The organism is Microbacterium esteraromaticum (genome assembly GCF_014084045.1).
GTDB lineage: Bacteria > Actinomycetota > Actinomycetes > Actinomycetales > Microbacteriaceae > Microbacterium > Microbacterium esteraromaticum_D.
Genome location: NZ_CP043732.1, coordinates 2,730,942 through 2,743,378, shown reverse-complemented (window position 1 = coordinate 2,743,378; position 12,437 = coordinate 2,730,942). Strand labels below are relative to the sequence as shown.

The window sequence follows — 12,437 nt, the reverse complement described above, 5'->3', positions numbered from 1 at the left end:
ATCCTCTCTCCGAGGTCGTCATGCGTGCTCCTGCTCATCACCCTCGCGGATCGCCGTCGCGGTGCCAAGCCGCGAGGCCAGCAGCGTCGCCGCCACCACGGCGACCGTCGACACCAGCGCGAAGCCGACGACGACGATCACCGGCCACATGCCACCCAGCACCACGGGCGGCTGTGTCGGACCGCCGACGAAGCCGCGCAGATCCAGCTGCGGGATGACCAGCCAGGCCATCGCCACGCCCACTCCGGCACCGAACGGCAGCGCGAGCAGCAGCGCCGGTGCGACCTCCCAGGTCACCAGTCGGGCATCTCCCCGGGAAGGATGCCCGAGCGTCCTCAGTATGGCGAGCATGCGAGCGCGCGAGACCGCCCCGAGCATGAGCATGGCCACGACCGCCACGCCGAGCAGGGCGGCGACGATGCTGCTCGCAGCCAGCAGCGCGCCCTGCACGACCGAGAAGGCCGGGTCCTGCTCATGGACGGCTGCGGCCCGATCCGGCGTGCGGAAGACGGCGTCTCCTGCGATCTCGCGCACAGCGGCCGCGCCGACGTCATCCGCGTCGGAATCCGATGACACAGAGAGGTAGAGCTGGGACAGGCCGATGTTGCGCTGGCCGAGTGCACGGGCGTTCACCGTGTCCACGATCACCCACTGCTGGGCGGAGCCGAAGGGGACCTGAGCCGGAGCGACCGCCACCACCGTCACCGGCGTGCCGCCGATCTCGATCCCGTCGAGGTCGCCGTCGGCATCCACCCCGAGCCTGGCGAGCAGTGTGCGCGAGGCGACCACGGGGACAGGCTCGCCGTCGGCCGGCTCGGCGAGCGATGAGGGCAGCGGGATCGCGGCAGGCAGTCCGTGCTGCATGGCCGCGAACTCGGCGCTGTCGATGGTGTAGACGTGGGCACGCTGATCCTCCGACCCCGCCTTCGCCTGCACCGCCGAGTCGCCGCGCAGGGCGGCCACATCGGCCACACCGTCCAGCCCGGCGACGCGCTCGACCGCGCCATCGGTGATGTAGGAGGCGTCGACGCGCACGTCCGCGCCGACCTCCATCAGCGCCGAACGCGCGATCCCGCTCGTCACCGTCGCGGCGAAGGCCACCGAGAAGACGGCGACGCCGAGTCCGATGACGACGGCGAGCACGGGAGCGGCCCGCACCAGCGGGTCGCGGCGAGCCCGTGCTGGACCGAGCAGCGCGGCGAGGGAGGGACGCACCCTCGCCCGACGCTCGGCGATGAGCAGAAGCGAGGGCAGCAGGCGCAGGCACAGGATGCTGCCCGCGCCGCCGAGCAGGACGGGCAGGGCGAGGAGCATCGGATCGGCGGATGCCGCCCCTGGTCGCGCCATGACGAGCACGACGAACGCGACGGTGACTGTGAGGAAGAGGCCCTCCACGATCAGGCGCCTGGATCCGCGGCGCGACGTCTCACCGAGGTCGCGCCGCTCGTGCCGTTCGGCGTCGTTCAGGGCGCTCGAGGGCAGGACGGCGGCCGGAACGGCGGCGAGGAGCAACGGGATGAGCAGGATCCATCCCGACAGCCAGCCAGGCAGGAACGCGGCGATGGCCGCGCCGATCACGGCGCCGAGCATGCCCAGCGCCGCACCTTCGCCGCCCAGCATGGCCACCAGCCGGAGCGAAGAGGCCCCGCGCGCCCGCATCACGCGCACGGCCGCGATGCGGCGCACCGCGATGAGCCGGGTCACGAGCGCGAGGACGACGAGCGCGACCGCCACCGGCCCCACGGCGGCGACGGTCACGACGGCCGTCATCGCCTCTCCCCGCGACACCCCTTCGTCGATCACCCGCGGCAGGCCGGATGCGAATGACAGCCCGCGGTTGAAGAAGCTGTCCGTGTGCATCTCGAGGTAGACCGGATCCGCGGTCAGAAGCCGCATCTGCGCGGTGAGCTCTGCGGCATTCGCCGCATCGATCCCGGTGGTGCGCACCGGCATCCATGCCGTCACTTTGACGTCGCGCACCAGATCGGGCAGCGCCGCCACCTGGTCGACGTGCATGAACGCCGTCCCGACGAGGATCCGGTCGCCGCTGCTGCTCACCTCCACCATCGGCCGCAGAGCTCCGGGGATGAACGCCCAGTCCCCGGCATCCGGTGCTCTGGCGGAGACCGTGCCGGTGAGCAGCAGGGTCATCCCGCTCCAGGAGCGTTCGGTGCCGACGGGCCAGGCGAGCTGCTCGGCCACCTCGGACGTGAGCACGATCTCGACGCCGTCGGCCGGGTCGGTGACCTCCGGCAGACGACCCTCGTCAACGGTGATGCGATCGAGCAGCCCGACGTCCGAGACCAGCGCGACCTTGTTGATCGGCACAGGGTCAGTGCGTTCGGGGTCCTCATCGACCGAGAACTGCGGGTCGATCGCCATCACGAGCCGCGGTGCGCCGAGCAGCTCTCGCAGCGGCTCGGGCTGCTGTCGACGGGCGGCGTCGATCATCGCGAGTGCCGAACCCCAGACGCCGGTGTCCTGGTCGGATGCGGCATCGAACTCCGGCAGCCCCGGGGCGTCCGCCGAGAGCCAGCGGCTGGTCTGCGGCAGGGAGGTGGTCGCGCGCTGGATCGTGGCGGTGCGGCCCTGCTCGAGAAGGAGCGGTGCGGCCACGCCCAGGTACGACAGCGCCGCGATCACGAGCACGAGGAACAGCGACAGCGCCGGTGTCGTCGTCGCACCGCGCAGTGCGAGGCGGGCGGATGAGGTCATGCGCCCACCCCCAGCACGATGGGGAGCACGGCCGCGGCGACCACAGCCCCCAGAGCAGCGCCGGCGACGACGGCGTAGAGCGCGACGCCGGCGCTCTCGCCGAGCCTCATCGCCCGCTGCGCGGCAGCAGCGAGCCCGAGGGCACGCAGCACCTGCGTCTCATCGAGCCGGGCTCGCGACGAGGCGGTCGTCGCCGCGGCGAACCCGATCACGCCGAGCACGGCGGCGACGACAGCGCCGGCCGTGAGCATCGCGGGGGCCACCGAGGTCACGGGGGCGGCGCTGACCTGGGCGGCGGTCAGGATGCGGACGGGCTGCACCGCCCGTGCCCGCAGCCGCTCCGCGGTGTCCTGCGGGTCGTCGCTCGTCAGCCACAGCTCATTGGCGGGCCTGTCGAGATCACGCTGCTCGAGGGCCGCCGGGTCCGTCGCCGCGCCCAGGCCCTCTCCGATGCCCGGCAGCGCGGGGACGATGTCGGTCACCTCGATCGAGACCGGCTGATTGATCGAGCGGATGCGAGCGGTGAAGACCGTGCCGCGCTCGGCGCCGAGACGCGCCGCGAGGCTCTCGGTGATTTGAGCGGGAAGCGCGCCGCCCACGTCGTCGGGAAGCGGCCCGTTCAGCCCCACGGCGGAATCCGGTCCTGCGATCAGGGTCGCTGTGTCGGATCCGACGGTCAGCGGGGTGTGCAGCACCTCCGATGCCGCGCCGACGCCATTCCACGAGCTCGCCTCGTCGGCGGTGGTGCCGAGGGCGCCGTCGGAGATCAGACGCACATCCGCACCGAGCGCCGCACGGGTCGTGCGCTGCTCTGCCGCGTCTGCGGCGAGCGGAGACATGATCGCAAAGGCCGCCGCAGCGGCAGCCAGCGACAGGCACAGGATGGCGACGGCCAGGGTGTTCATCCGCCTCGCCAGCTGGCGCAGAGGAAGGATCGGAGAGATTCCCGACGTGCCTCGCAGCACCCTCTCACCGAGAGCGGCGAGAGGACCTGCGGCGAGAGGGGCGAGGACACAGGCGGCGACGAGCAGCAGCGTCGGGGCGGCGGCGGCGAGAGGCTCCGCCCCTCCGTCCGACCGCACGACTGTGCCGGTGCTGAACAGCTGCCAGGCGGAGAGCGCACCCAGTGCGACGGCGATTCCCGCCGGCACAAGCAGGGCGGTCAGCGAGCGCAGCCCCGCGTCGCTGCGCTGCGCGGCGGCGCGCACCGCGTCGGCCCTGACGGCACTGCGCACCGCCGTCACAGCCGCGGTCAGTGCGGCGAACACCACGGCCCCGGCGGCGATGAGCGGCACGTCGACGGAGATGTCGACGAGGATGGCCAGCACGCCGACCGCCAGCGCAGCGCCTGCAGCTGCGAAGGCCGCCGCCTCGGCGGCTGCGGAGAGCGCGAGCCGACGGCCGGAGGCACCGCGGGCGCGCAGCAGTACGAGCTCTTCGAGGCGGGCGCTCGACAGGGACGTCAGCACGATGCCGAGCACCAGGGCGCCGAGAAGCGCGATGATCAGCTGTGGCGCGACGAGCAGGCCGCGCGTGGCCGCGACCGCGGCGGACTGCCGCTCCAGCGTCTGCGCGAGGTCGCCCGACAGCCGCGTGTTCTCGGCGCGCCGCGGGTCGATGGACTCAGGCAGCCCGTCGAGGCGCGCGGCGGCTCGCTGCAGCTCGGGAAGGATGGCCGCATCCGAGCGAGCGGGCGTGATCTCCCACGTGACCGTGGACGAGTCGGGATGCTCGGCGAGCGTGTCGGCGATCGTGATCGCGGGGCCGATCACGCCGTCGCTCTCTCCGGAGGCGACCGACGGGTCTCCGTGCCACTCCGTTCCCGCGGGATCGATCGCGCGCCAGATACCCACGACCTCGAGCGCGGCGCTGTCTCGCGCCGGCGGCACCGGCTCTCCTCCGGGGATCGCGAGAGAGACCAGATCGCCGACGCCGAGATCGAGACGCGCCGCTGCGGGTTCGGGAAGGGCGACCTGACCGGCCCGCATCGGCCACTCCCCGGACGTGAGCTCGGCGATCTCGTCGAAGCGGTCGTCTACGAGCAGACCGATCCTCTTCGTCCCGCTGCCGACATCGGCAGTCGGCAGCTCCAGAGACTGCTGCCGAGCGACGACGACAGGTGCCGCACCGAAGACCGCCGCGATGGCGTCGCGCACCTTCTCGTCCTGAGCGGCGGGGTCCTTCCCCTCGGTCGCGACGACGCGGACGCTGCGGGCGGCCGGTTCCGCATCGCGGAGGATCTGCGAGGCACCCGCCGTCAGCATCCGGTCGGCGGTGACGGCGATGCCGCCCACCCCGGCCACCACCAGGGCGACGACGAGCGCGAGAAGCAGCAGTCGACCGACGTGCTGGCCGGCCCGCCTCGCTGCAGACGTCATCGCTTCCCATCCGGTGCACGCCCCCTCACGTGCACGCACTGCTGAACATCCTGGCCCGTAGGGTTGCGCCCGCGCAACATCTGCGCCGAGAGCGCGGAACCCGGCAGTCCGGAAACGCGAAAACCCCCGCCTGAGCGGGGGTTTTTCACTGCTGGGGTACCTGGACTCGAACCAAGAACAACTGAACCAGAATCAGCCGTGTTGCCAATTACACCATACCCCAAGGGCGAAACCGGAGCCTCGCACCGAGAGTCAAGCTTACCCGAGCTGCGCGCAGATGGCGAATCGGCACAGGTTCCCCGGGCGTGGCGCGCGTGATCGTCTCACAGCTCCCCCATGCGTGCGGGCCTGGCCCAACGAAGGAACACCGTTGACCGGGTGATGCGCGCGAGGTCTGCCAGGAGCGCGCCGACCTTCGTGCCGATGCACAGGCTGAGGAACATCATCGGGGCTGATGCCAGTGCCTGCGCGTCGAAGCTCGCCAGCGAGACGAGCCCGACGGTGCCAGGCACGAGCAGCAGGAACGCGGGCTGGAACGACACGGTGGCCGGCACGGCGAGGGTCACGCGCTCGAGCACGCGCGCCGCGACGAACAGCACCGCGGCCGCGATTCCTGTCGCCACGACGCTGCCGACCAGTGGGCTGAACAACGCGAGCACCGCATAGGTGCCTGTCATCACCACGATGCACACGACCGTCAGCCTGAAGCCCGACCCGAACGCGAGCCCGATCCCGACGGCCAGCACGATGACGACGAACCATGCCGTCCACGCCGGCGGCAGGGCATCCCATCCGCGGCTCTCGGTCGTGAGATGAACGGCCTCACCCACCAGCGCCGCCGATGCCGAGTCGACCCGCAGCCCGGTGAGCGACGCCCCGGAGTACAGCCCCGCAGCCATGAACGCAAGCATGATGAGCCCATACATCAGCCGCGATCCACCCGTGACGATGTCGGTCGATGTCAGTTCGAGCAGGGCGTTCGTGATCAGGGCGCCGGGCACGAGGATCGCCACGGGGGCGCACACCGCGAACAGCGGCACCGGCCCGAGATCCAGCGCGTTCGCCACGACGCCGACGAGCAGCGTCGAGGCGAAGGACGACACGAACGGGGCCACCGCGGCGGCCGCGCGCACCCGCATCATCAGGATCGTGAGTCCGCCGACCAGCAGGCCGACGAGCAGCGCGAGCAGCGCCGCCCACCATGGACAGCGGAACAGCACCGCCAGCGATACCGAGAGCAGCCCGCAGCCGATGACGCTCTGCACCCCTGGCATCCGGCGCGGCGTCGAGCGGATCGCAGCCATGCGTGCGGGCGCCGCGGACAACGGCAAGGCGCCCATCTCGAGATCGCGCACGAGCCTGCTGGCACGTGCCGACTGCCGGAAGGTCAGCGCCTCGCCTTTGCCGATCACCGTGGTGGTGGCCGACGCCGCCCCCGGCCGGCTTACCATCACCATCTCTGGAAGGATCGCGAACTCGAGCGTCGTCTCAGGGGCGGCCCGGCGGCTCACCTGCTCGAGCGATCCGCGCACGTCGGTCACCGACGTGCCGCACTCGAGCAGCAGGACGCCCAGGTCGCCGAGGATCACATCCGTCTCGGCGGCCGGCATCACGGCGTCGGGCGCCTGGCGGCTCACGCCAGGAAGTCAGCGAGCGCACGCAGTCGCCGCAGCGACTCGTCCTTGCCCAGCAGCTCCATCGACTCGAACAGCGGCGGCGAGACGCGGCGACCGGTCAGGGCGACGCGGGGCGGGCCGTAGGCGACCCGGGGCTTGAGCCCGAGCTCGTCGACGAGCTTCGCCGAGAGCGCCGCCTGAATCGCATCCGGAGTGAACTCCTCGACCGGCTCGAGAGCCGCGACGCTCGCCTCGAGCACCTCGGCGGCGTTCGCGGGCAGGCCCTTGAGCGCGTCGGCCTCGTACGACACGTTCTCGGTGAACAGGAAGCCGAGCATGCCGGCCGACTCTCCCAGCAGCTGCATGCGCTCCTGCACGAGAGGCGCGGCACGGAAGGCGAGCACGATCTGCTCGTGGGTCGGCTCGCCCCCGAACACGTCGGCCGCGGCGAGATACGGCAGCATCCGCTCGGCGAAGTCCCTGCCCTCGAGCATGCGGATGTGATCGCCGTTGATCGACTCGGCCTTCTTCTGGTCGAAGCGCGCCGGATTCGGGTTGACGTCTGCGATGTCGAACGCGGCGATGAACTCGTCGAGCGAGAACACGTCGCGATCGGCGGCGATCGACCAGCCGAGCAGGGCGAGGTAGTTCAGCAGTCCCTCATGGATGAAGCCGCGCTCGCGGTGCAGGAACAGATCGGCCTGTGGGTCGCGCTTGGACAGCTTCTTGTTGCCCGTCTCGCCCAGCACAAGCGGCATGTGGGCGAAACGCGGCACGAACGTGGTGACGCCGGCCTGGATCAGTGCGTCGTAGAGCGCGAGCTGACGCGCGGTGGACGGCATCAGATCCTCGCCGCGCAGCACGTGAGTGATGCCCATCAGCGCATCGTCGACCGGGTTCACGAACGTGTACAGCGGCACGCCGTTCGGGCGCACGACGACGAAGTCGGGGAACGACCCGGCGGGGAAGGTGACCTCGCCGCGGATCAGGTCGACATAGGTGAGGTCCTCGTCCGGCACGCGCAGGCGGAGCGCCGGCTGCCGACCCTCGGCGCGGAAAGCCGCCTTCTGCTCGTCGGTGAGGTCGCGGTCGAAGTTGTCGTAGCCGAGCTGCTTCGCGCGGCCGTTCGCCTCGTTGCGGGCGTCGATCTCCTCCGCCGTCGAGTAGCTCTCGTACAGGGCTCCGGTCGCCAGCAGCTTCTCGATCACGCCGCGGTAGATGTCGTGGCGCTCCGACTGACGGTACGGCGCGTGCGGGCCGCCCACCTCCACGCCCTCATCCCAGTCGATCTTCATCCAGGTGAGCGCGTCGACCAGCTGACGGAAGCTCTCCTCGCTGTCGCGTGCGGCATCGGTGTCCTCGATGCGGAACACGAGCTTGCCGCCGTTGTGGCGGGCGTACGCCCAGTTGTACAGGGCCGTGCGCACCATGCCGACGTGCGGCAGGCCGGTCGGCGAGGGGCAGAAGCGCACGCGGACGTCGGATCCGGTGGCGGTGGTGGTGAGGGGGTGCACAGTAGCCATATCCCCTCGATTCTACCGGGGGCGGATGCCCGCGACCGGCGCGCTCGAGCGTCGTCGGCCGAGACGTTCGACGGCGATCGCCGCCGTCTGCGTGATCGGCATCCGGCCGCCGTCGAGCCGATCGGCGACGAGCTCGTCGAAGGCGGCACGAAAGCGCCTGCGATCGGTGTCGGCGAGCGTGGCGTAGTAGGCGCCGGCGCCCGCCACTCCCCCGGCGACCGATCGCCACAGGGCGTCGGGCTCGGCGAGCCACGTCCAGGTGAGCTCGTCCACCTCCGGGTGCCACCCCGCGTCGGCCAGCATGCGCGCGAATCCGTCGGAGGTGCGCTCGAAATCCTTCTCGGCCGGCAGCCGCGCACCGGATGCCCGGGGCAGGCCCGCACGTGCGATCACATCGGCCCACAGCGTCGTCGGCGACGACGACCAGGTCGTGGCGATCACGAGGTGGTCTGCCACCCGCCGCAGCTCTGCTGCCGCGGCACGCGGGTCCGGCACGTGGTTGAGCACGAAGTTCGCCGTGACAATGTCGAACGCACGGTCGCCGAACGTCAGCCCGGGCAGCCCGTCGGCGACGAGACGCAGGTCCGGATGCCTGGCAGCGGCGGCCTCGCGCATGCTGGGCTCGGGCTCAGCGGCGGTGACCTGCCATCCGGCGTGCGTCCACGCGGCGGCGAGGGTTCCATCGCCCGCACCGACGTCGAGCAGCGTTCGGTCGCGAGCGGGCCCCGCGATCTCCCGGAGTCTCTCCCCCGTGCCTGCGCACAAAGCCGCGTATGACGCGGCGTACGCCTCGCCCGTGCCGGCCCAGCTCACGCGGCTCCGCGCACGCGCCCGAGCGGCGACAGCGCCGTGATCGCGATGACGAGCACGAGCGCGACCGTGGCGAGCCCGGCATAGCCGAACTCGGTGAGCACGATGCCGGCGCCGGCGGCCCCGACCGCTGCGGTGAGACTCATCAGCGAGTCGCTGATGCCCTGACGGCGCGGGCGCATCAGCACCGTCGACGACTCCGTGAGCAGCGCCGCCCCGGCGACCGTGGCCGCACTCCAGCCGAGACCGAGCAGGATCAGGGCCGTCATGACCCCGGCGGGGTGAGCGCCCGCGATGATCGCCGTCGCGAGGGATGCAGCCAGCACCGCCTGGCCGAGCAGCACCACGCGGACTCGCCCCCAACGGTCGGCGAGCACGCCGAACAGCGGAGACAGGCCGTACATGCCGGCGACGTGCAGGGCGATGGTCACGCCCACCAGCAGCGTGACCTCGTGCGTGGTGCCGTGGCCGCCGCCGTGCGCCATGTGCTTGAGATGGATGGGCGTCATCGCCATGACCGATGCCATGACCGCGTGCGAGCCCGACACAGCGAAGATCGCGTATCGCGCGACGACGGGACGATCGACGTCAGCCCCGAGAACCGCGCTCTTCGCGGCCGAGTTCGCGAGGCTCATCGCCGTCAGCAGCGGGTCGGGTCGCAGCGCGATCACGTACAGCACGAGCGCCGCGGCCTGCGCGATCAGCGAGAACAGGTATGAGCCGGTGAGCGGGGGCATCCCGATCACCGCTCCGACTTCTTCGCCGATCGGCAGCAGCAGCGGTCCCGTCACCCCGCCCACCGTCGTCGACCACACGACGATCGACAGGTCGCGTCCTCGGTGCGCGGGCGCGGCGAGGTCGGTGGCGGCGAAGCGCGACTGCAGGTTGCCTGCGTTGCCCATGCCGATCATGATGATGCCGACCAGCAGCAGCGGGAACACGCGCAGGCCGGCGGAGGCGATCACGATGCCGATGCCGACGAGGGCGAGCAGGTTGCCGGCGGTGAGCGACATTCGGCGTCCGCGTCGCGCAGCGAATCGGGCCAGCGGGATCGCGAAGGCGGCGGCACCGAGGGTGACCGAGGCGGTCGCCAGCCCCGACAGCGCATCGTCGCCCGAGAGGTCGGCGGCGAGCAGCGCGCCCAGTGACACGGTCGCACCGAACGCGATTCCGCCGAGCACCTGCCCGGCGGCGAGCACGCCGACGGTGCGGCGTTGGATGGCGCGCAGGTCGCCGATCGGCGGCGTGGCCACCGCGCTCACGCTGCGGGCGCGGCGTCGCGCACCGGATTGCGCAGCACGCCGATGCCGCTGATCTCGACCTCGACGGCGTCGCCGGCGACGATCTCGCCGACGCCCGCGGGGGTTCCCGTCATGATCACGTCGCCGGGAAGCAGCGTGAAGACCGCGGAGGCGTACGCGATGATGTCTGCGACCGAGTGGATCATGTCGGTGAGTGGCGCCTGCTGGCGGACCTCGCCGTTCACTCGGGTCTCGAGTCGCGCCGCGTCCGCATCGAACTCGGTCTCGATGACCGGGCCGAGGGGGCAGAAGGTGTCGAAGCCCTTGCCTCGAGTCCACTGACCGTCCTTGCGCTGCAGGTCGCGTGCGGTCACGTCGTTGCCGATCGTGTAGCCGAAGACGTAGTCGAGCGCGTTCTCTGCGCTCACGTTCTTGGCGATGCGGCCGATGACGGCGACGAGCTCGCCCTCGAACTCGGTCCTCTCCGAGATGGTGGGCCGAACGATCGTGTCGCCGGGGCCGACGACGGCCGTGTTGGGCTTGAGGAAGAGCAGGGGCTCCTCGGGGGCGACGTTGCCGAACTCCGCCGCGTGGTCGTGGTAGTTGCGGCCGACGCAGACCACCTTCGAACGCGGGATGACCGGTGCCAGCAGCGCGACATCGGCGACCGGCACGCGCTCCCCCGTCGGCTCGTATCCGGCGAACATCGGGTCACCGTCGAGCACGACGATGTCGGTGTCGTCGAGGATGCCGTATCGGATGCCGTCGTTGTGACTGAAACGCGCGATCTTCACCCCGTCAGCCTATCCCCGCCCCCCGTCCCCCTCTCTCCCTCCCCCCAATCTCCCCACAATCCGCCGAGACCCCTAGCTAGTGCCGATACCCCCAACTGTGGTCGGCCGCAGCTGGGGGTGTCGGCAGCAAGTAGGGGTATCGGCAGCGGGGCAGCGGGGCCGGGGTGAGCACGGTGGGCCGCGACGAGCAGGGTGAGCAGGGTGGACAGTCAGCCGGGTGGACGGATGCCGAAGGCCGCGAGGCGGGCGCCGAGGGCATCCGGCGTGCGGATGTCGTCGTATCCCCAGCGGGCGAACCTCCACCCGGTGACACCTCTGATGTCGTCCTCGCGCTGCTTCTCGGCGAGCACTGCCGCCTGCGCGGTCGATGCACCCCGCAGAGCCGCGTCGACGTACTTGCCCTCACCATCGAACTCGCCGAAGGTGCGCGATCGCGGGAATCCGAAGTCGACCCAGTACTGGTTCCCCCCTGCCCCAGTGATCGGAATCTGAAGCTCGTATTGCGAGAAGCCGAGCTGACGAAGGCGAACCCGACTGACGCTCTCCCCCGGCAGCTGCGCACGCCCGTCCGCGAAGCGGATGACATCGCGCGCCTGCCTGACACCGCGCAGCCCGGGCCGCGCGAGATTCATGGCATCCGATCGCCACTGCGCATCCGCGTCCGCCGCTACCGACTGACCCGTGACGCAGACGTGCCTCAGCCCAGCGTCGGCGCATGCGACTGCCGTGTCGAAGGCGGCGGTCCGTGCGACGTCGAACGTGGTGCGGGTCAGGGATGTGAGCCGGAATCCGTCGATCTCGTCCACATCCCCCGCCGCGAGCTGCATGTCGCGCCGAACGACTCCCGCGATCAGGCGACTGTGCCGAGTCCCGTCGATCACGATCTGCACGGGCATGTCACCCATTCGATACAGCGGCAGCCCCCAGAGCACGGCCGCCGAGGCATGGCTGAACACCGGTCCGTCGCCTGGGCTGGCGGCGCGCACCGCCAACACCTTCAGCAGATGCTGACCCTCCCACCACAGCCCCGCCCAGTCCTCGGCGTGAACATACGCACCGCGGTGCAGCCTGATCAGCCGTCCGCCGGCGACATCCGCGCGAAGCTCGCGAACGGTCCTGCCTGCTGCCAGGAGCTGCTGCCTCGTTCGCAGCAGTGCTCGAGCTTGCACGATGTCGATTCGGTGCCGCATCCCGATATCATGTTTCGCCGCGCCGGACGGAACGCGTCCATCCACATGCCGTGACGCAGTATCCCGACTGTGCAGAACGAATCTCGCGGGCCGAGACCCCTGCGCCGATACCCCCACATAATGCCGACACCCCTACCTGTGGGCGGCCGCACCTGGGGGTGTCGGCAGCA

8 protein-coding genes and 1 tRNA gene are annotated in these 12,437 nt (G+C 71.0%); all 9 read right to left on the bottom strand.

The window, feature by feature from the left end:
- Positions 1-18 precede the first annotated feature (18 nt).
- The gene (locus tag FVO59_RS13120) at positions 19-2,715 is read right to left on the bottom strand and encodes an FtsX-like permease family protein (RefSeq protein ID WP_182253030.1); all 2,697 of its coding nucleotides are present in this window, start codon (positions 2,713-2,715) and stop codon (positions 19-21) included.
- Positions 2,712-5,093: a hypothetical protein gene (locus FVO59_RS13115; protein ID WP_182253029.1), complete on the bottom strand. Its 2,382-nt coding sequence runs from the start codon at positions 5,091-5,093 to the stop codon at positions 2,712-2,714. Before FVO59_RS13115 ends, FVO59_RS13120 begins: the two co-directional genes overlap by 4 nt.
- Before the next feature lie 151 nt (positions 5,094-5,244).
- Positions 5,245-5,316 (bottom strand) — tRNA-Gln (locus tag FVO59_RS13110).
- A gap of 100 nt (positions 5,317-5,416) precedes the next feature.
- Positions 5,417-6,730, bottom strand: coding sequence for a threonine/serine exporter family protein (locus FVO59_RS13105; RefSeq protein ID WP_220465680.1), 1,314 nt, complete (start codon positions 6,728-6,730; stop codon positions 5,417-5,419).
- Positions 6,727-8,232, bottom strand: coding sequence for a glutamate--tRNA ligase (gene gltX / locus FVO59_RS13100; protein ID WP_182253028.1), 1,506 nt, complete (start codon positions 8,230-8,232; stop codon positions 6,727-6,729). Before gltX ends, FVO59_RS13105 begins: the two co-directional genes overlap by 4 nt.
- Positions 8,233-8,244: 12 nt before the next feature.
- Positions 8,245-9,045, bottom strand: coding sequence for a class I SAM-dependent methyltransferase (locus FVO59_RS13095; RefSeq protein ID WP_182253027.1), 801 nt, complete (start codon positions 9,043-9,045; stop codon positions 8,245-8,247).
- Positions 9,042-10,295, bottom strand: coding sequence for an MFS transporter (locus tag FVO59_RS13090; protein WP_220465679.1), 1,254 nt, complete (start codon positions 10,293-10,295; stop codon positions 9,042-9,044). The genes FVO59_RS13095 and FVO59_RS13090 overlap by 4 nt, the downstream gene beginning before the upstream one ends.
- Before the next feature lie 5 nt (positions 10,296-10,300).
- Positions 10,301-11,077, bottom strand: coding sequence for a fumarylacetoacetate hydrolase family protein (locus tag FVO59_RS13085; protein WP_182253025.1), 777 nt, complete (start codon positions 11,075-11,077; stop codon positions 10,301-10,303).
- 209 nt (positions 11,078-11,286) lie between these two features.
- A complete protein-coding gene (locus tag FVO59_RS13080) occupies positions 11,287-12,267 on the bottom strand; it encodes a hypothetical protein (protein WP_182253024.1) in 981 nt (326 codons plus the stop codon).
- Between the last annotated feature and the right edge of the window lie 170 nt (positions 12,268-12,437).